Here is a 25,600-nt window from a genome sequence, read left to right on the forward strand (position 1 = left end):
AAAACAAATAGTGGTTGTTTGTAACTGGTAAATCCCTTGCGTATCCTCGTAAGGGATTTTTGCCATAAGGAGGATGGGCGATGATACAGTACAATTACACGTTAAATTGGAGTGCGGAGGACCAGGGAATATGGGATAAGCTGGACAAGGTAATGCGGGCGCTGTCGATGCGTCCGGCCAGCAAACAGGCCAATGCGATTTTTATCCAATTGTCCTTCCACAACATGGATTTTGACGTGGCCGGGAAAATCCGGGAAAAAGTGAGGGAGTTTTTGCCCCGGGCGGTAGTTGTGGGCATGACGGAGACGCTGTTTTCCCAGGACGCCAGCTATGTGCGCATAAACTGCGCTTTTTTTCAAAACGCCAAAGTCCGGCTGCTGGAATTTGCTGGCATACCGGAAGATTTTGGCCGGCTGGGGCTGGAAATGGGGCAGAAGGTAGCGGCCATGCAGGACGCCCGGGCGGCGATGGTCCTGGGCGTTATGGCGCCCAAGCTCAACAAGTTTATCAATAGCTTTGTGGTCGGCAACGAAAATGTGGTGGTCTTTGGGGCTCTGGCCGGCATGTACGAAGAGGGCATTGATGATAAGAGCCTCAGCACCAGTTTGTTTTCCCTGGATAGTGGCAACAAAATGGTCAATCAGTATATCGTTGGCAGCGACTGTATGGAACATGGCCTGGTGGTGGCCGTATTCAGCGGTGAGAATCTGAGCGTCAGAGCTGATTACACGCTGGGCTGGAAACCGCTGGGCAAGGAAATGGTGATTACGGAAACTGCGGGGCAGACCGGTATCGGTAAGCTGGACGATATGCCGGCGGTGGATATATACCGTCATTATTTGAAGGTTATCCCTGATGAAAATTTCCTGCAGAACATCGCAGAATTCCCGCTGGTCATTGACCGTGACGGATGTCCGATTGCCCGGGTACCGCCGGGGTTTGATGAGGACGGACGGCTGTTCTTTACCGGCGACGTACGTGTGGGCGAAAGGGTGCGCCTTTCCTATGCTGTGCTGGAAGAATTCCTGCATGAGACAGAACTGGCCAGCGAGAAGATGAGCCAGTTTGCGCCGGAGGCCCTGTATCTCAATGTTTGTGGTACCAGGAGCCTGTTCCTGCAGGAACAGGCGCAGATGGAACATATATATTACCAGCGCAGTGCCAACCAGTTAAATGCCTGCAGCGGCACCGGCGAAATCTACTGTTATCAGGGCCATGGCGGCATACTGAACTGCGCACTGGTAGCGGTGGGATTCAGGGAAGGCCGCAGCAAGTCAGCTCTGACGATTTTTGATGAACCGGAAAATGTGGAAGAAAATGCACCAGTGCGGCTGTCGGCCAGAGTTGCGGCTTTTCTGGAGGCCGTTACGCGGGAACTGGAGGACAGCAACCGGGAATTGAGCGAAATGGCCCGGGAATCGGAAAAGGCCAGCATAGACAAATACAAGTTCCTGGCAAGTGCCAGCCGCGATATCGCCGCTCCCTTGCAGACAGCAATCGAAATGGAACGCCGGGTATTGCAGGAAAGTACAGAACCGCATATTCAGGCTTATGCCAAGGAGGCTCGCAAGGCTGGCAAAAAAGTCTACAGCGTCATTCAGCGTATCTTTGACTTTTTGGAGATGGAGGCCGGGAACTTTAAGCTCAATGAGGGTGAGTACCGCATGGACCATCTGCTGGAATCCCTGCGGGCGGATATTTCTGAAGAGGCTGAGGCGAAGGGGATAGCCCTTAATCTTGTTTTGGAAGGCGATATTCCCAGTGTGCTTTATGGTGATGAACTGCGCATGCGCCAGCTGCTGCAGAATCTTTTGGGCAATGCCGTAAAATATACCCCTAAGGGCAGTGCGACTTTGGAGATAAAAGCCAAAAAAATCGGCGCCGTGGAGGTGGAGCTGACTGTCAGCGTCAAGGATACGGGCATTGGCATGACAGAGGAACAACTGGCAGAACTTCAGGATATCCTGGCCTTAAATGTCGATAAGAAGGCCAGCAGCCTTGATGATACAGGCCTGGGCATCAGCGTGACACAGCGTCTCCTGAAAATGATGAACAGCGGTCTGATGATTAAGAGCAAGGCAGGAGAGGGAACAGAAGTATCCTTTGTCTTGCGGCAGCGTGTTCTCAGCTGGATTCCCCTGCGTCAGGGAGAAAATACTGCGCAGCCCGAAACACAGGTTGCAAAAGAAGAAATCAGCCAGGAAGAACTGGCGGAAACCTGGGAGGCTTTGCGGGAAATTGCTGACGCCCAGGAAGGTGAGAGCCTGGCTTATATGCTGGAAACGCTGGACGGATATCAGCTGCCGGAACGCGAGGCCGGGCTGCTGCTGGAATTACAGACAGCGGCGCAGGAAGGTAACTGGACGCTTATCCAGAAACTTGTTCAATAAAAGAAAAATTATCTTTTTGACCTATTGACTTTTTGACTATTTGAGCTATAATAAAATTGTAATCAGGAAAGGAAAAGAACGAAACCTGATTACAGAAAGTTTACAAATAGTCAAGAGAGGCACAGCAAGCTCCCTTGGCCGGTATAGATTTTAGAAAGGGGTTGCTGATTATGTTTGGTTTGGTTCCGTTTGGTACGCGCAAGGATTTGGCGGCTAATAATAGTCCGCGCAGTATTTGGGATGTGTTCGATGAACCATTCTTCAGCGATGATTTCTTCCCCACTATGTCCGGGATGACTTCGGCCGGCGGTATGCGCGTAGATGTGAAGGATAACGGTGACAGCTTTGAACTCACAGCTGATTTGCCGGGCATGAAAAAAGAGGATGTAAATCTGACTTATCAGAATGGTTATCTCACCATTGCGGCACAGCAGCAGGCTGAAAACAACCAGCAGGATGATAAGGGCAATTACATCCGCCGCGAACGCCGTATGGGTTCGGTGAGCCGGTCTTTCTATATCGATAATATCGATGAAAGCCGTATCGATGCAGAATTCAAAGATGGCGTGCTGACGGTGAAAATGCCTAAGGCTGCTGAAGTTCAGCATAATACCACCATCAATATCCGGTAACATGCGAGACAGTCAGGATTCTAAGCCCCCACGCCGGGCAGCGGCGTGGGGGCTTATTTTGGTATTATTAAGAATAAATAATTATTATATAAGTAAATATTAAGGCTAATTTTTAATTATTTCTTGCCTTTTGCTGTCAATTTGCCTATAATAGACATTGCGACTAAATGGGATAAAGTTGGAAAATTGATTTATCGTAGTATAAATAGTGATAATTCCAGCATAAAATCTCATAAATGTTTTCTTCTTTTGAGGCAAAAAAATCTATTTTTATGGGATAAATATCCAGTATAAAAAAGGATTTTTAACCTTTATGTTGAATTGTTAAAGATGGGCAATAGCCTAATATTCAGCTAAAGGCAATTTTGCCGAAGGAGGAATATGAAAGAAGTTTTGTCGGTGTTCATGAAAAGGCTCATTATGGGGCTGGGGGTAATCACGCTGGCGATAGGCAGCATGCTGGCCGCTAACGGCACAGTGGAGCTTATTGGGGCGCTTATCATCGGTTTTGTTACGGGCCTGGTATTTTTGGGAAACATGTCTATGCGGCTGTGGAAAGCCGCGTCGCTTTCTGCTGGCAATGCGAAAAGACAGATGCTCTGGGGCTTGGTTTTGCGCTTGATGGTATTATTTATTGTCCTGTTTGCAGCCGTCCAGATTTCCACGCAGGTGTTCAGTATGGTGGCGCTGGGGTTTGTCCTCTGTTATGCCTGGGCGATGGTTCTCATGATACGCATGAACAACGCGAAATAGTAACTCAGGAATTCCTGGGAGGAGGTTGAGGTATATGCATGAAATCGGTGTTCGCGAAGTAGTGCAGTTTGCCGGCTTTACCTTCAATTGGGAAACTCTGGTCATGACCTGGATTACGATGGCGATAGTGCTGCTTATCGCAGTGCTGGCAACCCGCAATCTGCAGATGGTGCCGACTGGCTGGCAGAATGTGGTGGAGGCAATCGTGGTCTGGCTGCATGAACAGATTGACGCGACCATGGGCAAAAACGGACGCTTTTTGGCGCCCTTTGTCGTGTCGCTCTTTATGTTCCTGCTGGTTTCCAACTGGCTGGGGCTTATCCCAAAGATGGCATCACCGACAAATGACTTGAACACCACTTTAGGCCTTGCACTCTTGGTCATCGTGATGGTGCACGGACTGGGGCTTTACATGAAAGGCGGTCATTACATCGCGCATTTCTTCCAGCCCACGCCGGTCTTTGTCATCATCAACGCCATAGAGGAAGTCGCCAAGCCCATTACGCTGGCCTTCCGTCTATTCGGCAACATTCTGGCAGGTGAAATTCTTATCATCATCCTGCTGCAGCTCATGCCAATCTGGATGCCGATCCCGTCAGTTATCTGGCTGGCTTTCAGTATCTTTATCGGCGGAGTTCAGGCTTTCATCTTCACTATGCTGTCCATGGCATATCTGGCCAATGCAGTGAAGAGCGAAGAAGAAGGCTAAGACATACTGGGAATTTTTGTTAAAGGTTATTAAGGAGGATTTTTTCATGGAAAACGCAATTATGGTAGCCGCTGCTCTCGTTGGCGCAGGTATTACGATGGGTCTTGCCGCAATCGGCGCTGGTATCGGTGATGGTCTTGTAACGAGCCGTTTCATCGAAGGTATCACCCGCCAGCCGGAAGCCAAGAGCACGCTCTTCACCAACACCCTTATCTCCGTTGGTTTGATCGAGTCCATGGCTATCATCGCAACCGTTGTTGCCCTCATCATGCTCTATGCAAACCCGCTCATCAAATAATTTTCTTTGATGAATTGCTTAATAAAGGGGGCATAGGAATTGATCGAGTTAAATGGGACGTTTCTTGCGCAGATTGTAAACTTCCTGATTTTGGTTGTTTTGCTCCGCGCATTTGCGTATAAACCCGTAGTCAACATGCTCAAAGCCCGTCAGGATAAGATTCAGGAAAGCCTTGATAAAGCCGATGCCGATGCGGCAGAAGCAGACAAGCTGCTGGCGCAGTACAAGGCGAAACTGGCTGCCGCTACCGCTAAAGCTGAAGAAATTCAGAAGAATGCCGAAAAGCGTGCCGCCGAGTTCCGCGAGGCAGAGGAGCAGAAGGTTAAAGCCGATATTGAGCAGATGAAGAAATCTGCTCAGGCCGATATTGAGCGTGACCGCGCCAAAGCAGTGGAAAAGCTGCGCACCGAAATGGTGGCACTGTCCATGGCTGCTGCCGGCAAAATCATTGCTAAGAATATGGATTCGGCTGAAAATGAGGCGCTTATCGCGGAATTTGTGGATAAGCTGGACAAAGATAAGATTGGTGATTTGCCATGCTAAACTTACAGCTTGCACATAAATATTCCCGGGCGATTTTTGAACTGGCACAGGAAGAAGGCAAACTGGAGGCCTACGGCAAGGAACTTCTGCAGGTAAAGAAAGACCTGGAAGATGTGCCGGCTGCTGTTGCTTTCTTTGCTAATCCGCAGGTGGAGCGCAAAGCGAAAAAGGAACTGGTTAAGAAAATGTATGAAGGGGAACTTTCCCAGAGCATTTACCACTTCCTGCTCCTGCTGGTGGACAAACGCCGCTTTGCCCTGCTGTCCGTTATTGCGGAACAGTACCGGGAAATGGCTAATGCCGCACGCGGCATTGTCATTGCCGATGTAACCACGGCTCAGCCGGCAACAGAGGCACAGCAGCAAAAAATCGCCGCTAAACTTGAAGCAGTTACGGGGAAAAAGGTGGAACTCCGCCTCCACGAGAACAAAGCCCTGTTGGGCGGTGTCGTGGTCAAAATTGGCGACCGCCGTATCGACGGCAGTGTGGCCGGACGCCTCCAGGCGCTGCAAAAAGAATTACTGACGAGCAAGTGAGAAACTGGGGTGACAGCTAAGTTATGAAAATGAATCCGGAAGAAATAACGGCCATCATCAAAGACCAAATCAAGAACTACGAAGTAGACTTGAATGTTGATGAAGTTGGCACGGTTATCGAAATCGGTGACGGTATCGCCCATATCCATGGCCTCGAAAAAGCTATGGCCGGTGAGCTGTTGGATTTTGGTAATGATATATATGGTTTGGTCCTGAACCTTGAACAGGACAACGTAGGTGCCGTTATTCTGGGTGGCGAAACCCAGATTAAGGAAGGTGCGCAGGTTAAGCGTACGGGCAAAATCATGCAGGTGCCGGTTGGCGAAGCTATGATTGGCCGTGTCGTTGATGCCATCGGCCGTCCGATTGACGGCAAGGGCGAAATCAAGGCTGACGCCTTCCGCCCGGTTGAGTACCGCGCTCCTGGTATTGCCGACCGTAAACCCGTTAAGGAGCCGCTGCAGACTGGTCTGAAGGCTATCGACGCCCTCGTTCCTATCGGCCGTGGCCAGCGCGAACTTATCATCGGTGACCGTGGTATCGGTAAAACGGCTATCGCTGTTGATACCATTCTCAACCAGCATGACCAGGATTGTATCTGTGTTTATGTAGCTATCGGTCAGAAAGCCTCCACCGTTGCCCGTGTGGTAAAAACGCTGGAAGAGGCCGGTGCTATGAAATACACCATCGTGGTAGCTGCTACGGCTGCTGACAGTGCACCGCTGCAGTATCTGGCACCGTATGCCGGTGTTGCCATGGCTGAGCACTTCATGTACCAGGGCAAAGCCTGCCTCTGCGTATACGATGACCTCACCAAGCATGCAGCTGCATACCGTGCTATGTCCCTGCTGCTCCGCAGACCGCCCGGACGTGAAGCATATCCCGGTGATGTATTCTACTTACATTCCCGTCTGCTCGAACGTGCCGCAAAACTGAACGACGAACTGGGCGGCGGTTCCATCACTGCCCTGCCGATTATCGAAACGCAGGCCGGCGACGTTTCCGCTTACATTCCGACCAACGTTATCTCCATCACCGATGGTCAGATTATGCTGGAATCCGATGCCTTCTACTCTGGTATCCGCCCGGCTATCAACGTAGGTCTGTCCGTATCCCGTGTAGGCGGCTCGGCTCAGATTAAGGCTATGAAACAGGTTGCTGGTACCATGCGTCTTGACCTGGCTCAGTACCGCGAACTGGCAGCTTTTGCCCAGTTTGCCTCTGACCTCGATAAGGCCACTAAGGCACAGCTCGACCGCGGTGCTCGCATGGTTGAAACGCTGAAACAGGCACAGTACAGCCCGCTCCTCGTACAGGAACAGGTTATGGTGATTTTCACCGCTGTCCGCGGTTTCCTGGCTGATATTCCGGTAGAGCGTGTGGTTGAATTCCACAATGACTTCCTGAAGTTCATGCGTGCCCAGCACCCGGATATTGGCGCGAAGATTGCCGAACAGAAGAAACTTGACGATGCAATCGAGGCTGACCTCAAGAAGGCCATCGAGGAATTCAAGGAAACTGTAACATACAAAATGGCATAAGGTTAGCGAGGTGATTCTTTTTGGCTAGTTTACAGGACATCCGCCATCGCATTAAGAGCGTAAAGAGTACCAAGCAGATAACCAGTGCCATGAACATGGTCGCAACGTCACGTCTGCGCCATGCTAAAGAGGCAGCCCTGGCCAACAAGCCTTATGCAGAAAAAGTTGTGCAGGTGGTACAGCAGATTGCTGCTACCGCAGGGAATGATTTTTCCCACCCCCTGCTCGCAAAGCATGAGGACGGCAAAAAGCTCATTTTGCTTGTCACCAGTGACAAGGGCCTGGCCGGTGCTTATTCCGCCAATGCCTGCAAGGCGGCGGAAGCGCTGGTCGAGGATAAGAAAAATACCCCCATGGTCATTGTCGGCCGCAAGGGTACCAGCCACTTCAAAAATCGTGGTTACGATGTAGTAAAGAGCGTTATCGGCGTCAGTGAACGCCCCAGCTTTGACCTGGCCAAGAAATTGGCTGATGATTTGGTGGAACGCTTTAAGACCGGAGAAATCCGGGAAGTGCAGATGGTTTATACGAAGTTTATCTCGGCCATCAACTGTGAGCCGCAGGTGCTGAAACTTTTGCCGTTTGAGGCAGAGGAAAGCACGGAAGGCCCTGTTGCCGAGTACATCTATGAACCGGATGCAGCTACGGTACTCGGGAGTCTGCTCCCGCAGTATCTCTACACCACCATTTATGCAGCGCTCCTGCAGTCTGCGGCCAGCGAGTTAAGCTCCCGTATGAACGCCATGAGCAATGCAACGGACAACGCAGAAGAGCTTATCAGCAAACTGGACCTCTACTACAACAAGGTACGTCAGGCAGGTATCACCAACGAAATCACCGAGATTGTTGGCGGTGCCGAAGCTCTGAAATAAGGGCATCGTAAGGAGGTTTACCATTGGCAAAAGGTAAAGTCGTACAGGTTATCGGACCTGTCGTAGATATTGAATTTCCGGCAGGGGAACTTCCGGAAATCTTAAATGCAATCACAATTAAGGGCAAAGCCGGTGAAGTGGACATTGACCTCGTAGTTGAGGTTATGCAGCACCTCGGCGACAGCGTAACGCGCTGTATCGCTATGAGCTCCACCGACGGTCTGACCCGTGGCATGGAGGCCGAAGATACCGGCGCTCCGATTAGTGTTCCCGTAGGTGAAGGCACTCTGGGCCGCATTTTCAACGTGCTGGGCCAGACTGTTGATAAGGACCCGGCTCCGGTGCAGGCTGCTGAATACTGGCCTATCCATCGTCCGGCTCCGGAATTTGAAGACCAGGAAACCAGTGCACAGGTACTGGAAACGGGCATCAAGGTCGTTGACCTTATCGCACCGTATGCCCGCGGCGGTAAAATCGGCCTGTTCGGCGGTGCCGGCGTAGGTAAGACAGTGCTTATCATGGAGCTTATCCATAACATCGCTACCGAGCACGGCGGTTACTCTGTATTCGCCGGTGTAGGTGAACGTACCCGTGAAGGTAATGACCTTTGGGGCGAAATGAAGGAATCCGGGGTTATCGGCAAGACCGCACTTGTTTACGGTCAGATGAACGAACCTCCCGGAGCTCGTATGCGTGTAGGTCTGACGGGCCTCACCATGGCAGAATACTTCCGTGATGTTCAGCATCAGGACGTGCTGCTCTTCATTGATAACATCTTCCGTTTCATTCAGGCAGGCTCGGAAGTATCCGCACTGCTCGGCCGTATGCCGTCTGCCGTAGGTTATCAGCCGACTCTGACCACCGATATCGGTGCGCTGCAGGAACGTATTACGTCCACCAAGGAAGGTTCCATCACCTCCGTACAGGCTGTATACGTGCCTGCCGATGACTTGACTGACCCGGCACCGGCTGGTACATTTACCCACCTCGACGCTACGACGGTACTTTCCCGTCAGATTGCCGAATTGGGTATTTACCCTGCCGTTGACCCGCTCGATTCCACCAGCCGTATCCTCAATGCCGAAGTTCTCGGCGAGGAACACTATCAGGTGGCCCGCGGCGTGCAGGCCGTACTCCAGAAGTACAAGGAACTGCAGGATATCATCGCTATTCTGGGTATGGAAGAACTGTCCGACGAGGATAAGCTCACCGTATCCCGTGCGCGTAAGATTCAGCGTTTCCTGTCCCAGCCGTTCTTCGTAGCAGAAGTATTCACCGGTTCTCCGGGTAAATACGTGCCGCTCAAAGAAACGGTACGCGGTTTCAAGGAAATCCTCGAAGGTAAATATGATGACCTGCCGGAAGCTGCCTTCTATATGGTCGGCAACATTGACGAGGCTGTGGAGAAAGCAAAGACCTTGGAAAAGGAGGGATAATCTATGGCTACGATCCAGCTAGAGATTGTCTCCCCGGATAAAGTGGTTTATGCCGAGGACATCAGCATGCTTATCGTCCGTTCCACGGGCGGTGAGCTCGGTATCCTCCCCAAGCATGCGCCGTTGGTAACAGGGCTGCTGCCCCATGCCATGCGCGTGCGGCTCAATGGTTCCGACAGGGACGAACAGCTTATCGCTGTAGCCGGCGGCTTTATGGAAGTCACCCCGGAAAAAATCACGGTGCTGGCTACGGCAGCTGAACAGCCGATTGATATTGATATCAACCGTGCCCAGCGCGCCATGGACCGCGCCAAAGAGCGTATCGCTGCTTTCCATCAGGGAGGCGACGAGGCCAGAAATATCGATATCGAACGTGCCCAGCTGGCCCTGCGGCGTGCCCTCGCTCGTCTCAGAGCTACAGGGACCGAGATCGATGAACTGAAATAAGCAATAAATAACGGCTTGCAGAGAAATCTGCAAGCCGTTATTTTTATGAATTCTTATATACGCGCATTTTCGTCCCAAACAGGCACCGGGTCACCAAAGGTTTCAGAGTTGAATTCTTCCTCCTGCGTGGTGAAATTGGCGAAGGCCTTTTGTACTTTGCCGAAACCCAGATAGAGCAGGGGCAGGTTGCAGCAGACCATGACGATATTGGCAAAGTCACTGAGATTCCAAAGGGCGCTAAGGTCAAAGCCGGCTATGTTGGTGACCATGCCAAAGGCCAGCACCGTCAGATTTACCAGACGGACAGCGGCAATGAACAGTTTGTTATGGGAAATCTGCCGGGCGCAGATTTCGGAAAATGACAGGAAACCCAGCAGGCAGGTAAAAGCGAAAATGCCAAAGCAGATACTGATGACCAGTGTAGCCATGCCATAACCGGCACCACTGCCCAACAGTTGGGCGCAGGAGGCCAGGAACTTTTCCAGACGTCCCAGTTCCATCCAGGAGGCGCCGCCGGCTCCAAGCCAGGCTTGGCCCATGATGAGGACAAAGCCTGTCAGGGTGCAGATGACCATAGTATCCAGGAATACGCCTATGGCCTGAATAATACCCTGCTCACAAGGGTGTTTGGCATGGGAAACGGCAGCCGGCATGGACAGGGTGCCCTGTCCGGCCTCATTGCTCATGAGCCCGCGTTTGATACCCTGTGAGAGGGCAATGCCTAAAGCACCGCCGAAGATTGGTTCGGGCTGGAAGGCCTCGGTTACGACCACATAGAAGAACCAGGGCAGGCGGTCAAGGTTCAGAGCCACCATCAGTAAAACAGCTGCTACATAGACTACAGCCATAATGGGGACCAGCACATCGGTGATTTTTGTAATACGGCGCAGGCCGCCAAAGATAGAAAAGGTGGTCACACTCATCAGCAGCAGGAAGAAAATCCAGACAAGCGTGCTGTCAGCGGCCAGTTCCGTGCCGGTTATATTCTGCGTGATGGCTGTCATGGCCGATATGGTATTAAAGCCCTGTGCCGGAATGCAGAGCAGGGCATAGACGATATACAGCAGACTTAAAGCACCGCCTACAAATGCAGCACCGCCTAAAAGTTTTCTTCCGTAGCAGGGCAGACCGCCGACGTATTCATCACCCTGCTTATCTTTGTAAATCTGCGAGAGTGTTGATTCCACAAAGGCCGTAGCCATGCCGAAGAAAGCGGAGAACCACATCCAGAACAAGGCGCCGGGCCCACCGGTGGAAACGGCACCGGTTACACCTAAAATATTTCCAGGGCCTACGCGCATAGCTGTGGAAAGCAAAAACGAGGCCAATGGGCTGATGCCCTGTTCGGTCTTTTGACTGTTTATAAGTGTATTCAGGCCATAACGGAAATACTTGACCTGCACAAAGCTCAGCTGCAAGGTGAAATAAATGCCGGTTCCTACCAGAAGAATAATGACCAGCGGCAGCTCCCCGATAATGGGGAGCCGGGCATACCAATCGAAATTAGTGGGGAACCCCCATACCAAATCGGCAAGATTTTGAAAGACAGCACATATGCTGCTGATTAGTTCATACATGAATAAAGACCTCCTGTGATACGCTTTGATAAGCAGCCGGATGACTGAGTGGCTGTCTTAATTGTAGCATACCAAATATAATAAGGATATTGGTGTTAGTGCTGCGTACTTTGTAGTCTGTGCGCATAGCAGGTTATTTTGACATCTTGACGGCATTTCATGGTACTGGATATTAAGGAAGGATATAAGGCTGAGGGAACGCTGATTCTTTAGAAAAATATTATACAAAATTATCTATAATATATGATATAATCAATGATATATGGTAATTCTATCCGAAAGGGACGATGCGTAATGGAGCGTAGCAGCATTCTGGCTTTTGTAAACACTGTAGTTTGCGCATACTATGAATTCGGAACGATTGCGGATATTCGTCCTATGCTGACAGACGATGTTATTGCCTTTGGGATCAATTCCCAAAGCTATACACAGGGGACAGAGGCCGTGCTGGCGTTTCTGGAGGAACGACGGCAGCATCTGCCGGCAATATCCATAAACAAGGTGAGCTGTGGGGAAATCGAAAAAGATCAGGGCGTGACGGTGCGCGTACTGGTGAATTTTTCCACGGGTATGCGCCGGCATAATATGCACCGTGTGCTGGTGATGCTGCGCGATGTGGGCGGTAATGACTATCGTATTTGCGGTATCAATATCCAAAAAGGTTTTGCCAGCTTTTACTATAACCTGCGTTATGACAGGCTTACGAATCTCTACAATAAAAAAGAGTTCTGCCGGCGCGTGGCGGATACGATAGCTGCGCACCCGGAGATAGAATTTGAAATCATGCGTTTTAACATCGCCCGGTTCAAGGTCATAAATGACCTGTTCGGAGAGGAAACCGGCGATAAGCTGTTGAAGTACGTGGCCCAGTTCCTGACCAGTATACAGCTGGAGCCCTGCGTTTACGGGCGTTTGTATGCCGACAATTTCCTGCTGTGTTATCCCACGGCTGGCAATGTCCGTGAGCACCTTATCCATTCCCTGCAAATGCTGGCTGTGTCGTTTGCCTTGGATTATCGCATTGATTTTTATTTTGGTGTTTATACGGTTAAGGAACGTGACCTGGCTGTAACCACGATGCTGGACCGGGCGGCTATGGGCCTGTTCAAGGCCGCGCATAATGGCCTGGTGATCTGTGGTGAATACGAAGATGATATGCGTGAAAACATGGTCAGTGAGCAGGTAATTGTCAATAATATGAGCGGCTCCCTGGAACGTGAGGAGTTCATTGTTTACCTGCAGCCGAAATACGATTTATTGACGGAGCGTGTCGTGGGGGCGGAGGCGCTGGTGCGCTGGATTCATCCCCAGCTGGGCTTTGTATCGCCGGCTAAGTTTGTCCCTATTTTTGAACAGAACGGTTTTATTTACCAGCTGGACAAATATGTCTGGGAAAAGACCTGCAAGCTCCTGCGTGAGGATATTGACGCCGGGCGGCCGGTGTTGCCGGTGTCAATTAACGTGTCACGGGTGGATTTTTACAGCCCCAATATCGTGCAGGTGCTGGAGGAGCTTATAAAAAAATACAGAATTGACCCGCGCCTGCTGGAATTGGAACTTACGGAAAGTGCCTATGTGGAAAATCCGCAGCAGATTATCGAAATAACTAAGTCGCTGCAGGAAAAAGGCTTTGTCATTTTGATGGATGATTTTGGCAGTGGTTATTCATCATTGAATATGCTCAAGGACTTGCCGGTGGACGTGCTGAAAATTGACCTGAAGTTTCTTACGGATTCCGAGGGCGTCGAGGAAGGCCGTGCCGATGATATTTTAAGCTCCGTGGTCAAGATGGCTAAACGTCTGAAACTTACGGTCATTGCCGAGGGCGTGGAAACGCAAAAGCAGGTTGATTTCCTGCGGACTATTGGCTGCCAGTATGCGCAGGGCTACTTTTTCTCGGAGCCGGTGCCCCAGGAGGATTACCGGCAGCTGGTACAGCATGATTACGAGGACGATGCGTGCCGGAGCTGCTATGCGGCCAATGAGGCAGCGGTGCTGACCTTATCCAATCAGCTCCATCGTCTGATGGAGGAGCTCAGGGCAGTAGCCCCAGAAAAAATAGCCGCTATTGAAGAGCGGCTAAGGCAGGATGTGGCAGAACCACAGTAATCAGTTTTTCTGAATGACGGCGTCCTCATGATTGGCTTTGGCTTGCTGAATCATGATTTTGAGGCGTTCGATGTTTTTCTTGTGGCGTTCGATGGCAAAACCGATACGGATATGTTCTTCTTCGGTGAATTCCGGATTTTCGTAGGATTTTTTAATCCGTTCCAGCCGGGCCTCAACGTCGCGCAGCTCATTTTCCATGGGCTTGGTATGTTCAAGCGCAAAGCCGTAGACGGCGCGAATCTGTTCTTCTACATACTGGGCGTAACCGGGTTCGCCGGAGGCTGTCTCCAATCGCTTGGCGATGTGGTAGATGATGTCAAAGGGGGACTCCCCACTGTGAATCATATTGACAATTTCCATCTTGGCCTGTTGTTCCAGCCCGTGGGGCTGGGTTATCAACGGGTCAAGTTCTTTTTTGGTTTCTTCCTCAGCCATGTTTATCTCCTTTGTACAATCGCGATTAAAACTTATTTACAGTATAACAGAAAAAATTAGGAGATAAAAGTTTACGAGTTTACACAAGAAATACAAAATACCCCTTGCTATGTCTTTTGTCTTTGTGCTATAATACGTTTATCTCAAAAGACGGGGAAAACCCGGGTTCATGTTCCTGCATCATCTGAACATGGACTTTATTTATGCCTGTAAAAGTTCATCGGTGATGGACAAATGGCATGTAATTTTAGAAAGAAAGTGTGTGAGTATTATGAAGCGAATGAGCAAAGGCGAAATCCTTACTGTCGGCCTGATGATGTTTTCTATCTTCTTTGGAGCTGGCAACCTGATTTTTCCGCCTGCCTTGGGGCAGGCTGCCGGCTCAAATAGCATTATAGCCATGTTAGGCTTTTTGGTAACGGGTGTAGGGCTGCCGCTCTTAGGTATTACGGCCATAGCTATGCAGGGTGGCAAGTATGTGGAGTTTATGAACCGCAAAACCTATCCCTGGCTGGCCACGGCACTGCTGGTCATTTTATATCTGACCATCGGCCCTGTTTTCGCCGTACCGCGTACCGGTGCCGTATCCTTCGAAATCGGTATTCGTCCCTTCCTGTCAGCTGATTCCCTGACGATGGGACAGTTCATTTATTCCCTGTTCTTCTTCGGGGCTACCTACTATCTGGCCATGACGCCCAACAAGCTCATTGACCGTGTAGGCAAGCTGCTGACGCCGGCGCTGCTGGTGTTTCTGGCGATTCTCTTTGTCAAATCCTTTGTAACGCCTTTGGGCGATGTGCTGGACGCTACGGGCGCTTACATTACGGCACCGTTCTCCCAGGGATTCCAGGACGGTTATCAGACGATGGACCTGCTGGCCTCCCTGTCCATCGGTACCATTGTTGTAAATGCTATCCGCATGCGTGGTGTTGAGGATAACAAATCTGTCAGCAAGATTTGCATTATCTCCGGTTTTATCACTGTCGCCCTGATGGCGATGGTTTACGGTTCGCTGGCTTACATCGGTGCTACCAGTGCCAGTGTTCTCGGTCATGTAGAAAACGGCGGTCAGCTGCTGGCTGGTGCTGTTAATATCTTCTTTGGCCCGGCAGGCAACTTGCTCGTGGCATTCATCATTGCCCTGGCCTGCCTGACTACCTCCTGCGGCATGATTTCCGGTATGGCCTGGTACTTTAACAAGCTCACCAACAACCGTATTTCCTATGCGCGTCTGGTACAGGTCAGCACTTTGTTCAGCTTTGTGGTTTCCAATGTGGGACTGACGCAGATTATCAATCTGTCCATTCCGTTCCTGGTTGCCATCTATCCGCTGGTTATCGTTTTTGTCGTACTGTCCCTTTTCGATGGTGTAATTGCCTGGCGTTACAATGTTTACCGTCTGGCGATTGACGTGACGCTGGTCTTTGCCGTCCTGGACGGTCTGGGAGCTGCCGGCGTGAAATTCGCTGCCCTGCAGAGCCTCTTCAGCGCTTATGTGCCGTTCTATGATATCGGCATGGGCTGGTTTGTTCCGGCTCTGGCCGCTGCCGTTTTGGGCTGGGTTGTTGATTCCCTGCGCGGTGCCCATGCCCGTGATGCGGTGACTGCTGAGTGAAACACAGCTAAAACTAAATAGTATTCATTATAGTAGTGAATCTCCATACAATTGTTTTGGGAGATTCACTACTTTTTTTATTAGTCGTGTGCATTGTATACATACATACATTACAAAACGTGCTTTTTTTAGCAGTATATACTTGCGATAATGTATTTATCTATGCTATAATGCTATACGAGATATGTAGTAATTGTTTATTAAAAGAGGTCAAATGACACGAACGGAGGGGTTAGTATGAATTTTACAGGAATGAAAAAGGCTTTGGCAGCTGGTCTGGCAATGGTGGCCATGACAGTAGCCCTGGTCGGCTGTGGCAGTGATACCGCGGAAAAGAAGTTTTTGAACATCGGTACAGGTGGTACGGCAGGAACCTACTATCCTATCGGTGGTGCTATGGCGGAAATCCTCAACAAGGATATTCAGGGAATGAATGCTAGCGCCCAGAGTACCGGCGCATCTGTAGCTAATATCAATATGCTGAAAGATGGTTCTGTGGACTTGGCGATCGTTCAGAATGATATTACCTATTACGCTGCTAATGGCGTGGAAATGTTTAAGGATAAAAAAGTTGATGGTCTTAAGGGTATTGCCACCCTTTACCCGGAAACCTGCCAGGCTGTGACTTTGGACAGCTCGGGGATTAAATCCATCGCTGACCTGAAGGGCAAGAAAGTGGCCGTAGGTGCGGCTGGTTCCGGTGTTGAGGCCAATGCCCGTCAGATTATGGAGGCTTATGGCATTACCTATAATGACATTCAGGTACAGTACCTCTCCTTCGCAGAGGCTGCCAACGCTCTGAAAGATGGCAATATTGACGCTGCTTTCCTGACGGCTGGTTATCCGACGTCGGCTATTCAGGATATTGCCTCCCAGCATAAAGTTCGCCTGCTGCCGGTAGAGGCAGACAAGGCTGACGCTTTGATTGCCAAATATCCCTTCTATACCAAGACGGTGATTCCGGCTGGCACGTATGCAGGCTTTAATGAAGAAGTTCCTGCAGTATCTGTAATGGCTATGCTCGTAGCAAATGACAAAGTCGATGATAAACTCGGCTATGCTTTGACCAAAGCCCTTTTCAGCAACCTCGACCGTCTGCATGCAGCTCATGCAGCAGCCAAGGCTATTGTGAAAGAAAAGGCTATGGAAGGTATGTCCCTGCCGATGAATGCCGGTGCAGAGAAGTTCTTTAAAGAGTAAGGCTTTATAACTCGGGAAGATGTGCGGCCTTCCCTGATGGAGCGGAGGGTATCTCTTATCCATTGGGGGAGGCCTTTGTGTAAGGTGATTTCGGTGCAGAAAGAATTTATTTTATGTGGTTTAGGTGTAATCCTGGCTTTGTGGCAGATTTTGACGCTGCCGTGTCTGGTGGTGACAGCAGGAGGCCAGCGGCTGCTGATGAAAGAGGCAGTGGCTGGTATGGCGCTTTCCCTGCGGTTTATCCATTCGGTACAAAAGACGCCGGTAGAGGAGTTTTTGGTGGTCAATGAGGCATGTAATGAGCTTACCCTTACGGCTACGAAATATCAATCCTTTGGGGTGGGCCTGCCTTTTTTGCCCGGCGAAGGTGAATTTACACAGGAGGGAGATTATTTCTATCTCCGGGGCCAAAACCGACATTTTAAAGAATTGGGCTTGCGCGTGGGCAAGGGGACGGAACTGTCTCTGTCCATCGCGGACAAGTATCTGCCTGTATATGAGGATTATGCACCGGGAACACTGGTGGAATTGAAGTTAATGCCGTTGTGGAAAGGATTGGTTATCGATGAGTGAACATGATGTGAAAAAAGCTGAGGCGGTGTTGAAGGAGTTTGATAAAGAGTCAGATACCATGGAATACACGGGGATAATGAAAAAAGTGGTGGCCTTTATCGCCATAGCTTTTTCCCTGTTTCAGTTATATACGGCAACTTTTGGTGTGCTGGACGCACAGCTGCAGCGTGGTGTGCATTTAGGCTTTGGTCTGGCCCTGGTGTACTTGCTTTATCCGACGCGCAAGAGCTGGTCGCGGCATAAGCTGCACCCCTTTGACCTGCTGCTGGCTGTTTTGGGCGCAGCGGCACCAGCGTATATCATCTTTGAGTACCAGCAGCTGGTACTTCGAGCCGGACTGGTATCAGACGTTGACCTGGCCGTGGGCCTTATGGGCATATTGCTGGTCATTGAGGCGGCACGCCGCGTGGTGGGGCTGCCGATGGTCTGTGTTGTGCTGTTGTTCCTTGGTTATGCCTTTGCCGGGCCTTATATGCCGGGCGTTCTGGCACATCGCGGCCTTACGGTTTCGCAGCTGGTCGGGCATTTGTTCTACACCACAGAGGGTATTTTTGGTATTCCCTTGGGTGTATCTTCGACCTTTATTTTCCTGTTTATCCTCTTTGGTGCTTACCTGGAGTCCACGGGACTGGGGAAATTTTTTATCGACTTAGCTAATAGTATCGCTGGCTGGGCCAGCGGCGGCCCTGCCAAGGTAGCAGTCCTTTCATCGGGGCTGATGGGAACTGTTTCCGGCAGTTCGGTGGCTAATGTAGTGGGAACAGGTTCACTGACGATTCCCATGATGAAAAAACTGGGCTATCATAAGAACTTTGCCGGTGCTGTAGAGGCAGCAGCCTCCACAGGCGGCCAGCTGATGCCGCCGGTTATGGGCGCAGCCGCTTTCCTGATGGCTGAGTTTGTAGGCGTGCCTTATATTGACATTGTTAAAGCGGCCATTATCCCGGCGCTGTTGTATTTCGCCGGCGTATGGCTGGGGGTTCACTTTGAGGCCAAACGCGGCAAACTTAAAGGTGTTCCCCGCGATCAGCTGCCGAAGTTCACCAAACTCATCACGGAGCGCGGTCATCTGGCCCTGCCGCTGATAGTTATCGTATACCTGCTGGTATCCGGCTACACGCCTATGCGTGCTGCTCTGGTGGCTATTGTTTTGGCCATCGTCTGCTCGGCACTGCGCAAATCCACGCGTATGAAACCGATGGAAATTGTCCGGGGGCTCGAAAATGGTGCCAGAAACGTGCTGGGGGTATTGGTTGCCTGTGCGGCAGCCGGTATTATCATCGGTGTGGTAACGAAAACCGGCGTAGGCCTCAAACTGGCCTCCGGTCTGCTGACTTTGTCCGGCGGCCTGCTGCTGCCCACCATGTTCTTTACCATGATTACGGCTATCCTGCTGGGCATGGGTGTGCCCACCACGGCTAACTATGTTATTACCTCGACGATTGCGGCTCCGGCCTTGGTGCAGATGGGTGTGCCGGTACTGGCTGCCCACATGTTCGTGTTCTACTTCGGTATTATTGCCGACGTTACACCGCCGGTCGCACTCGCAGCTTATGCCGGGGCTGGTATCAGCGGCGGCAATGCCCTGAAAACAGGTGTCAACGCCTCCAAACTGGCTATCGCCGCCTTTATCATTCCGTATATCTTCGTCATGTCACCAGTTCTCTTGATGATGCACGGCAGTGCGGCCGAATTGCTGCTCTCCACGGTAACAGCCCTTTGCGGCATGGTAGCTCTGAGTTCCGCGCTTATCGGCTATCTGGCCGACAACTGCAAGTCCTGGGAGCGTGTTCTGCTCGTAGTGGCTGGCCTGCTGATGATTCAGCCGGGCATTGTCACCGATGGTATCGGCCTGGCAATTTTTGCCACTATCCTCATCATGCAGCTTAAACGCAGCAAACATGATGTGGCGGCAACGGTGTCTAGATAATTGTTTTTTGTCTTACGTATATGATATAGTGAGGCAGGAACGCGCCGGGGGCTTTTGTCTGTTGACAAAAGCTCCCCCGGCGCGTTATAATATCATGTGTTCGGTGTAAACCGGCAATGGAGAGGTGTCCGAGTGGTCGAAGGTGCTTGACTCGAAATCAAGTGTGGTTAATAGCCACCGTGGGTTCGAATCCCACCCTCTCTGCCATTGAGATTAAAGGGCTCGCGCGTTTTTGTGCGGGTCTTTTTTGCTGTGTTTTTTGAGGTGTCTGCGGGCAACTTGCGGGCAACAGGAAAGTATTATGTTTGGCACGGATAGCCGTTTTTCGGACATTTTTCGTTAGATGAGTCGGGACGAACAGGCAGATTTTTCTGCGCTGGTCGTCCCTTTTTTCATTTCATCTGACGTAATTGGGTTTTATCACATTCGCCGAAGTCCACGACATTATCCATGTCGCTGGCGAGCCAGTCGCTGACGGCTGCCTTTTTTTCTTCATTAATATGTGTATAAATATCCATGGTAATCTGGATAGTGCTGTGCCCCAGCTGCTCCTGAATATCCTTGAAGTCAAAGCGATGTGAGGCTTTCATGCGGCTGGCCATATCGTGGCGCAGCATGTGGAACGTGGTCTTGATGCCCAGCTTTTTGCGGACTTTGACGTATTGGGAGGAAAAGACGCAGGGGCTGATATAGGCCCCGTCCTTATCCGTGAACACCATTTCCGGGTGCTCCCAATGGCCGTTCTGCAGGCGAAGTTTCATTTGCTGAACCTTGTAAGCCGCAAGCTCCCGGCATAGGGCTGGCGGCAGATAAAGCTGGCGGCGGCTCTTTTCCGTCTTGGGTTCACTCAAAAAGACGGGATACGCATCCATGCCCGCTTCCTTCCGACCATTGACCAGTGCGTGACGAACTTTGAGCCAGCCTTCCTCCAGGTTCAAATCCTCCCAATGCAGGGCCAAAAGTTCCCCGCGCCTAAGGCCGGTCATAAACTCCACCAGCATCATCTGACGCCAGCAGTAGTAAATGGAGGGTGCCTCAATCAGCGCCTCCCGCTGCTCCTTGGTGGGCGCGATAAAGGGCCGCTTGGGTGGTTTCTTGGGCAGTTCCAAATCCTCCGCCGGATTTTCGGGGATGATTTTCAGTTTGACCGCCCGCGCAAAGGCCATTTTCATGACCGTACGAAAATACTGGGCCTCCCGGTAATGGTTGTAAAGGCGCTTGTTGATGACATTTTGCAGGTCAAAGCTGCAGAGCGCCTCCAGGTCAATCCTGCCGACATATTCCTTGGCAATATCAATCATGAGCAAATAGCCGGCCGCCGTATTCTGACGGATATGGGGCCTGGAATACGTGTCAAACCAACGGTCAAGCCAAAGGCCTACGGTCATACGACTGGCCAGGATAGCTGTCTGGCTGGCATATTTTTCCTTGAGCGCGGCCAGCGCCGCCTGCGCCTCTTTGCGGGTGCGGGCGGATTTTGACCGCCGGATTAAACGTCCCGTCCGGCCATCATAGCCCACGGTGACCTGTGCCACCCAGCGATTGCGGGCCGTATCCTTGTAAATGGTGCCTTCACCGGCACCGCGATGGGTAGACTTGCTTTGCGTTGTCATTTCCTGTCACTCCTCTTGAGTAGATACAGGAAAGATGTGGATTTACTCCCCAGATTGTGGATAAATCTGTGGATAACTTGTGAATTTCTTGTGATTAATCGGTGGATAAATGGCAGGGTTGGTACTATTACGGGTACATCTTCGGGTACAAGTGCGGGTACAACTGCGGGCACATTGTGCCCTGTGGATAGTCGCTATCCCTTGGGGTACAAGGCCTGCCAGAGTCCCTAAGACGTACCTAATTGGAAGACATAACCTATAAATAATAGTAGTGGGCAGAACGCCTGCCAAACACCGTTTGTTATAACGTGCTGTTTTTCTTGGTGCTTTTCTTGCTGCTGTTCATACTGGATAAAACTAACTCGACAGCCTGGCGCTGCTCCGGGGAGAGCGCGGCCAGCTGCTTCACAATGCGGCGGTTCACGGTGTCCCGGTTGGCTCCCATGAGGTAGTCCACGGTCACATCGAAGAAGGCCGCGATGCGCGGCAGACGGTCAACGCTGGGAAAGGAACGTCCCTGCTCCCAGTTGGCATAAGTCGTCAGCGGTACGCCGAGGATTTTGGCCATCTCACTTTGTCGTATGGAGAGCTCCTGCCGCAGGGATTTTAGCCGCCCGGGAAACAGGTTATCGCTGGCATCCTGGGCGTCAAGGTCGGCGAACCGTTCCGCCAGGTCAGGGCGTTCCGCGAGGATTGACCGGTCAGATTTTGCCGCACATGCTTTTATTTTATCGTTCACCTCTAATCCTCCTTTCACCCCTATTCTACCATAGTCTGGCACAAAATACCATAAAAATACTATTAAAATACGCTAAAATACCAATCTTTTAGTAGACAACACGAACAAACAATAGTATAATAAACTAACAGATGGGGGTTATCAGGAAACAATCAATCAAATTCTAGTATTATAACGGATTCCGTTGATTTGTGTCCTCGTGGGTAGGATAATCCCGACCAAATAAGTGGAAAGGTGTGGAAAAAATATGGAAGAAACAAGCAAGATTCTTTTATCGGTGCAGGAATTTGCCAAAATCACAGGGCTTGGGGAAAAGTCCATTCGGCGGCTGTCGCATGTGCAGGGCTTTCCGGCTATCCGCATCGGTCACCGCATCATGATTCACAAGCGGTCAGCGGAGGACTGGCTGGCTACTTGCGCCGCGCATCAGGACGCGTGCCTGCCCTCCATTGAACTCTAATGGATACGCTTGGCGGCTGGATGCAGGAAATCCGCTATTTTTACAAGCGGCAGCTATCGTTTCCGCTGTCCACCCATGCGCAGGCGCTCTGGTCGTACTTAATGTACCGGGGCAATGAGGCGTTCTGGCATTTTCCGCTGCGGCTGTCGCTCATGGAGCTGGCGGGCGGCACGAAAATGTCGGTCACGATGGTCAAGCGCGCCCGGCGGGAGCTGGAGGATTACGGCTATATCCGCCATCAGTCGTTTGGGGGCAACAAGCCCGCGGGGTATTACATCTTGTCGAATATCCATATCGGGCAGAAACTTGCGCCGCAGGTGGAACAAAGCGGGGAGGCGGTACAGACGGCGAAAGCGCAGAAAAACGGACTGCATCTGGCATAAAATTTTTTTGGATTCACCACAACGATTTTGGCTATTTCCCGTGAAGGGGTGCGGGAGGCGATTGCTTTTCCCCTTGCGGATTCCGCGCGCATTTGTGCACGACGACAAAATAAGGGAGATGTCAAATTGGCAAGCATACAAGACTCAGAAACAGCAGATTATGGACTATTCAGCGGCAGGACCGCCAATGAATGCGTGGTTTTGGAGGTCTACCGGCGGGCGCGGATACCCGTCCGGTTTGACCGGTCAAAGATGGTGGCACTGGTCAACGGCAGGCCCGTGGCTCGCGTCGCCTACGAGAAAGGAGCGCGTATTTCATGGAACGAAGTGTGAAATTACGGCTGGACGGGCCGCAGGCCCTCTATATCGGGGATTGCCTAAAGCGGGAGGAACAGGCGGCGCAACTTGCTGCGGGAAAACCGTCCCTTGCCGCCTACTGGCAGCAGCTTTTGGATGAACGCCTCACCCGCGAGGGGCTTATGCTCTGGGTGCCTTTGCATATCGCGCCCCACGGCATCGCGCTTACGGCAGAGGTTGACCTGTCCGGCGGCGATATTTTGGATATTTCGCTGGCGCTGGGCGACTACGGCTACACCCATATGGCACGGCTTTGGGCGCAGCTCTACGCCAGCCTTGCCTGGGACGTGGCGCGGGAAATCCTGCCCCGCTGCAGTATGCTCGGCAAAGACTATATCGACTTTGCCACCATCGAGGGACGCCGCCTCTTTGCGGGCGGCATGGAAAAACGCGACCACGAACACGGCATCCAAAAACGCCCGCCCTGCGGCGTGCGGGAATTTGCGGTGTTCCAAAAGTGCGGGGAGGCGTAAATATGGTATCAGCAAAAGCAGAAAAACTGCTCGCGGTAATTCAGGCAAAAGGCGGCGGCATATTGGACGAATACCTGCTGCGGGATAAAACCGGCCTGAGCCATGGCAGTATCGTGGCAGGGCGCAAGGAACTCGAGATGGCGGGCCTGCTGCAACTCACCAAACAGGGAAGGAAACTCTACTATACGCTGACGGGTCAAAACGATACACCTTTGACGGGTCAGCCGCCCCTAGCAACCAGTCCGGCCACTACGGTCAGTCCGGCCACTACGGTCAGTCCGGCCACTACGGTCAGTCCGGCCACTACGGTCAGTCCGGCCACTACGGTCAGTCCGGCCACTACGGTCAGTCCGGCCACTACGGTCAGTCCGGCGGGCGGCAGTCTCGCCCCTGCCCCACCTGCGGTGTCGCCTGCCCCCGCAGAAACGCAGGCAGTCCCCTCCCCGCCGCCCGCCTCCGACGATACCAGCACCGCTGCCCCTGCGATGGCAGAACCGCCAAACAGCGACCCTGCCGCCGCCTTTCTACCCGCCATGCCCCATATCGCCGGCACCTTCTACGACTTCGACGAATGGACTGACGCTCTGATGAACGCCCTGGGCGCCTGCATCTACATCAGCGAGAGTTTGACCGGCGACGGCACCTATACCGTCTACTCCCACGAATACGAAGGCGAGGACACCTATCTGACGGAAACAACCGAAGACGGCTTTATCGTCCAGTAATGATTGGAAAGGAAGCGACTCTATGCGTGTATTCCTCAATCCCGGCCACGCCCTCGGCGGTGACCCTGACCCCGGCTGCGTAAATCCCGCCCTGACCTTGCGCGAATGTGACCTGGCCCTGACCTATGGCTCCCTCTGCGGCAAATACTTAGAGGCCGCAGGTTTAGAAGTCAAACTTCTGCAAAGCCATAACCTCTACGGCGAAGCCCCCGGCTCCCCCTGCGTCGTGGACGCGGCCAACCACTGGCCCGCCGATATCTTCCTCAGCATCCACGTCAACGCCGGCGGCGGGCGGGGCGCAGAAACCTACTGCTACGACCTGCAAGGAGCGGGCGGAAGGCTCGCCCGCTCCATCCAAAACCAGCTCGTAAAAACCCTCTCCCCCTTCGACCCAGGCTACAAAGACCGCGGCGTCAAAGCCCATCCCTCCTTCTGCGTCCTGCGCCAAACCGCCATGCCTGCCGTGCTGGTGGAAACCGGCTTTATCGACAGCGCGGACGTAAACCTCCTCACCCGCCACGGCGACGACATAGCAAGAGCCCTTGCCCGGGGCGTGACGGATTACGCAAATTTTCTTGCCAGTGCATAGGTGAGGTGGTATAATAAAGCTACAAATGAAGTAATGATGGTAGCCCACTGGGTTCACCGATAAAAGAGTCTGCAGCTTGGTAACCTGCGAGACTCTTTTATTTTGCCTGAATAGAGAAAAGGTGCTGTGATGAAATGCGAAATCATTTTATCCACGCACCAACTCTTACTTTATATGAAATGCTGTCTAATCCTTGAATGTCACACTGATGCCTTATTCAGCGATTGGACACAGATTTTTCGCTTTCTGCCGAAATTTACTCAATCTGACAAACATCTTGCTTTGCCACCTCCTTTTCGATAAACTATATTGAGAACATCTATCAGGAGGAACTTATGATTATACTCATCTTTCCCACCACGAAAATGGAGCCGCTCCCTTGATAATACTGGGGCATCGCGTAAGATATAAAGCCTCTCTTGACAAAAAAGCAATCTGCTGTTTATCCTGTCTATAGACAATGACAACTTCACAATACACTGTCAGAGGATGAGAGTATTCGCAAGTGACGATACCAAGGAACCGCATTATACTATGTTTCATTACAACTGTTTTGGGGAGGCCTATGCAATTATTATATGTTTTTATCGGTTTCTTTATTAGCTCATCTGTATTGAAGTAAACACGAAACAAGGAGCATCTTTATGACACTGCGTCATTTCCAA

General features: G+C 51.5%; 27 protein-coding genes and 1 tRNA gene. 22 read left to right on the plus strand and 6 right to left on the minus strand.

Annotated features, from left to right (window positions below; all coding sequences use genetic code 11):
- Window positions 1-80: 80 nt before the first annotated feature.
- The 11 genes from DL94_RS0109855 to DL94_RS0109905 all read left to right on the plus strand — a co-directional run bounded on the left by DL94_RS0109855 (window position 81) and on the right by DL94_RS0109905 (window position 10,157).
- A complete protein-coding gene (locus tag DL94_RS0109855; RefSeq protein WP_028130005.1) occupies window positions 81-2,390 on the plus strand; it encodes an ATP-binding protein in 2,310 nt (769 codons plus the stop codon).
- Window positions 2,391-2,560: 170 nt separating this feature from the next.
- Window positions 2,561-3,022: an Hsp20/alpha crystallin family protein gene (locus tag DL94_RS0109860; protein ID WP_028130006.1), complete on the plus strand. Its 462-nt coding sequence runs from the start codon at window positions 2,561-2,563 to the stop codon at window positions 3,020-3,022.
- A 381-nt stretch (window positions 3,023-3,403) separates the two neighbouring features.
- On the plus strand, window positions 3,404-3,775 hold the full coding sequence (locus DL94_RS0109865; protein ID WP_028130007.1) for a hypothetical protein: 372 nt from the start codon (window positions 3,404-3,406) through the stop codon (window positions 3,773-3,775).
- Window positions 3,776-3,809: 34 nt separating this feature from the next.
- Window positions 3,810-4,484 carry a F0F1 ATP synthase subunit A gene (gene atpB, locus DL94_RS0109870; RefSeq protein ID WP_028130008.1) on the plus strand — a complete coding sequence of 225 codons (675 nt, stop codon included), beginning with the start codon at window positions 3,810-3,812 and terminating at the stop codon, window positions 4,482-4,484.
- Between the two features lie 46 nt (window positions 4,485-4,530).
- On the plus strand, window positions 4,531-4,782 hold the full coding sequence (gene atpE, locus DL94_RS0109875; protein WP_014423513.1) for a F0F1 ATP synthase subunit C: 252 nt from the start codon (window positions 4,531-4,533) through the stop codon (window positions 4,780-4,782).
- Window positions 4,783-4,821: 39 nt separating this feature from the next.
- A complete protein-coding gene (atpF, locus tag DL94_RS0109880) occupies window positions 4,822-5,325 on the plus strand; it encodes a F0F1 ATP synthase subunit B (RefSeq protein WP_028130009.1) in 504 nt (167 codons plus the stop codon).
- Complete coding sequence (gene atpH / locus DL94_RS0109885; RefSeq protein ID WP_028130010.1) at window positions 5,319-5,861, plus strand: ATP synthase F1 subunit delta; 543 nt, start codon at window positions 5,319-5,321, stop codon at window positions 5,859-5,861. Before atpF ends, atpH begins: the two co-directional genes overlap by 7 nt.
- Window positions 5,862-5,884: 23 nt before the next feature.
- A complete protein-coding gene (gene atpA, locus DL94_RS0109890; RefSeq protein WP_028130011.1) occupies window positions 5,885-7,402 on the plus strand; it encodes a F0F1 ATP synthase subunit alpha in 1,518 nt (505 codons plus the stop codon).
- A 20-nt stretch (window positions 7,403-7,422) separates the two neighbouring features.
- Window positions 7,423-8,274 carry an ATP synthase F1 subunit gamma gene (atpG, locus tag DL94_RS0109895; RefSeq protein ID WP_028130012.1) on the plus strand — a complete coding sequence of 284 codons (852 nt, stop codon included), beginning with the start codon at window positions 7,423-7,425 and terminating at the stop codon, window positions 8,272-8,274.
- 23 nt (window positions 8,275-8,297) lie between these two features.
- On the plus strand, window positions 8,298-9,710 hold the full coding sequence (gene atpD / locus DL94_RS0109900; protein ID WP_028130013.1) for a F0F1 ATP synthase subunit beta: 1,413 nt from the start codon (window positions 8,298-8,300) through the stop codon (window positions 9,708-9,710).
- 3 nt (window positions 9,711-9,713) lie between these two features.
- Window positions 9,714-10,157, plus strand: coding sequence for a F0F1 ATP synthase subunit epsilon (locus DL94_RS0109905; RefSeq protein ID WP_028130014.1), 444 nt, complete (start codon window positions 9,714-9,716; stop codon window positions 10,155-10,157).
- Window positions 10,158-10,210: 53 nt separating this feature from the next.
- Here the strand turns inward: DL94_RS0109905 and DL94_RS0109910 are convergent, their stop codons facing one another.
- On the minus strand, window positions 10,211-11,734 hold the full coding sequence (locus DL94_RS0109910; protein WP_028130015.1) for an alanine/glycine:cation symporter family protein: 1,524 nt from the start codon (window positions 11,732-11,734) through the stop codon (window positions 10,211-10,213).
- 294 nt (window positions 11,735-12,028) lie between these two features.
- Between DL94_RS0109910 and DL94_RS14655 the strand changes: the two genes are divergently transcribed.
- Window positions 12,029-13,843 carry a putative bifunctional diguanylate cyclase/phosphodiesterase gene (locus DL94_RS14655; protein ID WP_051586405.1) on the plus strand — a complete coding sequence of 605 codons (1,815 nt, stop codon included), beginning with the start codon at window positions 12,029-12,031 and terminating at the stop codon, window positions 13,841-13,843.
- Here the strand turns inward: DL94_RS14655 and DL94_RS0109920 are convergent, their stop codons facing one another.
- A complete protein-coding gene (locus DL94_RS0109920) occupies window positions 13,844-14,278 on the minus strand; it encodes a hypothetical protein (protein WP_028130016.1) in 435 nt (144 codons plus the stop codon).
- Window positions 14,279-14,549: 271 nt separating this feature from the next.
- Between DL94_RS0109920 and brnQ the strand changes: the two genes are divergently transcribed.
- From brnQ to DL94_RS0109945, 5 genes are all read left to right on the plus strand, one after another.
- The gene (brnQ, locus tag DL94_RS0109925; RefSeq protein WP_028130017.1) at window positions 14,550-15,893 is read left to right on the plus strand and encodes a branched-chain amino acid transport system II carrier protein; all 1,344 of its coding nucleotides are present in this window, start codon (window positions 14,550-14,552) and stop codon (window positions 15,891-15,893) included.
- Between the two features lie 237 nt (window positions 15,894-16,130).
- Window positions 16,131-17,093 (plus strand): TAXI family TRAP transporter solute-binding subunit, encoded by a 963-nt coding sequence (locus DL94_RS0109930; RefSeq protein WP_028130018.1) that lies wholly within the window; start codon window positions 16,131-16,133, stop codon window positions 17,091-17,093.
- An 84-nt stretch (window positions 17,094-17,177) separates the two neighbouring features.
- Complete coding sequence (locus tag DL94_RS0109935; protein WP_051586406.1) at window positions 17,178-17,666, plus strand: DUF1850 domain-containing protein; 489 nt, start codon at window positions 17,178-17,180, stop codon at window positions 17,664-17,666.
- Window positions 17,659-19,596 (plus strand): TRAP transporter permease, encoded by a 1,938-nt coding sequence (locus tag DL94_RS0109940; protein WP_028130020.1) that lies wholly within the window; start codon window positions 17,659-17,661, stop codon window positions 19,594-19,596. The genes DL94_RS0109935 and DL94_RS0109940 overlap by 8 nt, the downstream gene beginning before the upstream one ends.
- 118 nt (window positions 19,597-19,714) lie before the next feature.
- Window positions 19,715-19,803 (plus strand) — tRNA-Ser (locus DL94_RS0109945).
- Window positions 19,804-19,988: 185 nt separating this feature from the next.
- Here the strand turns inward: DL94_RS0109945 and xerC are convergent.
- Together xerC and DL94_RS15340 are read right to left on the minus strand one after the other, a co-directional pair.
- A complete protein-coding gene (xerC, locus tag DL94_RS0109950; protein ID WP_028130021.1) occupies window positions 19,989-21,209 on the minus strand; it encodes a site-specific integrase in 1,221 nt (406 codons plus the stop codon).
- A 301-nt stretch (window positions 21,210-21,510) separates the two neighbouring features.
- Window positions 21,511-21,948 carry a helix-turn-helix domain-containing protein gene (locus DL94_RS15340; protein WP_051586407.1) on the minus strand — a complete coding sequence of 146 codons (438 nt, stop codon included), beginning with the start codon at window positions 21,946-21,948 and terminating at the stop codon, window positions 21,511-21,513.
- Between the two features lie 247 nt (window positions 21,949-22,195).
- On the opposite strand from DL94_RS15340, the gene DL94_RS14665 reads away from it, so the two are divergent.
- From DL94_RS14665 to DL94_RS0109975, 3 genes are all read left to right on the plus strand, one after another.
- The gene (locus tag DL94_RS14665) at window positions 22,196-22,408 is read left to right on the plus strand and encodes a helix-turn-helix domain-containing protein (protein ID WP_037371710.1); all 213 of its coding nucleotides are present in this window, start codon (window positions 22,196-22,198) and stop codon (window positions 22,406-22,408) included.
- The gene (locus DL94_RS0109965) at window positions 22,408-22,791 is read left to right on the plus strand and encodes a helix-turn-helix domain-containing protein (protein ID WP_026767753.1); all 384 of its coding nucleotides are present in this window, start codon (window positions 22,408-22,410) and stop codon (window positions 22,789-22,791) included. Before DL94_RS14665 ends, DL94_RS0109965 begins: the two co-directional genes overlap by 1 nt.
- A 317-nt stretch (window positions 22,792-23,108) precedes the next feature.
- Window positions 23,109-23,621, plus strand: a complete 513-nt coding sequence (locus tag DL94_RS0109975; protein WP_028130023.1) for a hypothetical protein — start codon at window positions 23,109-23,111, stop codon at window positions 23,619-23,621.
- 8 nt (window positions 23,622-23,629) lie between these two features.
- Here the strand turns inward: DL94_RS0109975 and DL94_RS16085 are convergent, their stop codons facing one another.
- Both DL94_RS16085 and DL94_RS16090 read right to left on the minus strand, forming a co-directional pair.
- Complete coding sequence (locus DL94_RS16085) at window positions 23,630-23,821, minus strand: hypothetical protein (protein ID WP_156031787.1); 192 nt, start codon at window positions 23,819-23,821, stop codon at window positions 23,630-23,632.
- 20 nt (window positions 23,822-23,841) lie between these two features.
- Window positions 23,842-24,156: a hypothetical protein gene (locus DL94_RS16090; RefSeq protein WP_156031790.1), complete on the minus strand. Its 315-nt coding sequence runs from the start codon at window positions 24,154-24,156 to the stop codon at window positions 23,842-23,844.
- 52 nt (window positions 24,157-24,208) lie between these two features.
- Here DL94_RS16090 and DL94_RS16095 point away from each other — a divergent pair, with 52 nt between their 5' ends.
- Window positions 24,209-24,346 carry a hypothetical protein gene (locus DL94_RS16095; RefSeq protein ID WP_156031793.1) on the plus strand — a complete coding sequence of 46 codons (138 nt, stop codon included), beginning with the start codon at window positions 24,209-24,211 and terminating at the stop codon, window positions 24,344-24,346.
- 22 nt (window positions 24,347-24,368) lie between these two features.
- The gene (locus DL94_RS0109985; protein WP_028130025.1) at window positions 24,369-24,935 is read left to right on the plus strand and encodes an N-acetylmuramoyl-L-alanine amidase family protein; all 567 of its coding nucleotides are present in this window, start codon (window positions 24,369-24,371) and stop codon (window positions 24,933-24,935) included.
- Window positions 24,936-25,600 lie beyond the last annotated feature (665 nt).

The organism is Selenomonas sp. AE3005 (assembly GCF_000686945.1).
Taxonomy (GTDB): Bacteria; Bacillota; Negativicutes; order Selenomonadales; family Selenomonadaceae; genus Selenomonas_A.

What these genes read in the sequence shown, in the direction of transcription:
- DL94_RS0109920 (WP_028130016.1), bottom strand. Translation starts at nt 14,278, where the DNA reads ATGGCTGAGGAAGAAACCAAAAAAGAACTTGACCCGTTGATAACCCAG.
- DL94_RS0109975 (WP_028130023.1), top strand. Translation starts at nt 23,109, where the DNA reads ATGGAACGAAGTGTGAAATTACGGCTGGACGGGCCGCAGGCCCTCTAT.
- DL94_RS0109940 (WP_028130020.1), top strand. Translation starts at nt 17,659, where the DNA reads ATGAGTGAACATGATGTGAAAAAAGCTGAGGCGGTGTTGAAGGAGTTT.
- xerC (WP_028130021.1), bottom strand. Translation starts at nt 21,209, where the DNA reads ATGACAACGCAAAGCAAGTCTACCCATCGCGGTGCCGGTGAAGGCACC.
- DL94_RS0109910 (WP_028130015.1), bottom strand. Translation starts at nt 11,734, where the DNA reads ATGTATGAACTAATCAGCAGCATATGTGCTGTCTTTCAAAATCTTGCC.
- brnQ (WP_028130017.1), top strand. Translation starts at nt 14,550, where the DNA reads ATGAAGCGAATGAGCAAAGGCGAAATCCTTACTGTCGGCCTGATGATG.
- atpB (WP_028130008.1), top strand. Translation starts at nt 3,810, where the DNA reads ATGCATGAAATCGGTGTTCGCGAAGTAGTGCAGTTTGCCGGCTTTACC.
- atpH (WP_028130010.1), top strand. Translation starts at nt 5,319, where the DNA reads ATGCTAAACTTACAGCTTGCACATAAATATTCCCGGGCGATTTTTGAA.
- DL94_RS16090 (WP_156031790.1), bottom strand. Translation starts at nt 24,156, where the DNA reads ATGGCGGGTAGAAAGGCGGCGGCAGGGTCGCTGTTTGGCGGTTCTGCC.
- DL94_RS14665 (WP_037371710.1), top strand. Translation starts at nt 22,196, where the DNA reads ATGGAAGAAACAAGCAAGATTCTTTTATCGGTGCAGGAATTTGCCAAA.
- DL94_RS0109985 (WP_028130025.1), top strand. Translation starts at nt 24,369, where the DNA reads ATGCGTGTATTCCTCAATCCCGGCCACGCCCTCGGCGGTGACCCTGAC.
- DL94_RS16095 (WP_156031793.1), top strand. Translation starts at nt 24,209, where the DNA reads ATGAACGCCCTGGGCGCCTGCATCTACATCAGCGAGAGTTTGACCGGC.
- DL94_RS0109965 (WP_026767753.1), top strand. Translation starts at nt 22,408, where the DNA reads ATGGATACGCTTGGCGGCTGGATGCAGGAAATCCGCTATTTTTACAAG.
- atpE (WP_014423513.1), top strand. Translation starts at nt 4,531, where the DNA reads ATGGAAAACGCAATTATGGTAGCCGCTGCTCTCGTTGGCGCAGGTATT.
- DL94_RS0109855 (WP_028130005.1), top strand. Translation starts at nt 81, where the DNA reads ATGATACAGTACAATTACACGTTAAATTGGAGTGCGGAGGACCAGGGA.
- DL94_RS0109905 (WP_028130014.1), top strand. Translation starts at nt 9,714, where the DNA reads ATGGCTACGATCCAGCTAGAGATTGTCTCCCCGGATAAAGTGGTTTAT.
- DL94_RS14655 (WP_051586405.1), top strand. Translation starts at nt 12,029, where the DNA reads ATGGAGCGTAGCAGCATTCTGGCTTTTGTAAACACTGTAGTTTGCGCA.
- DL94_RS0109930 (WP_028130018.1), top strand. Translation starts at nt 16,131, where the DNA reads ATGAATTTTACAGGAATGAAAAAGGCTTTGGCAGCTGGTCTGGCAATG.
- DL94_RS0109865 (WP_028130007.1), top strand. Translation starts at nt 3,404, where the DNA reads ATGAAAGAAGTTTTGTCGGTGTTCATGAAAAGGCTCATTATGGGGCTG.
- atpA (WP_028130011.1), top strand. Translation starts at nt 5,885, where the DNA reads ATGAAAATGAATCCGGAAGAAATAACGGCCATCATCAAAGACCAAATC.
- DL94_RS0109860 (WP_028130006.1), top strand. Translation starts at nt 2,561, where the DNA reads ATGTTTGGTTTGGTTCCGTTTGGTACGCGCAAGGATTTGGCGGCTAAT.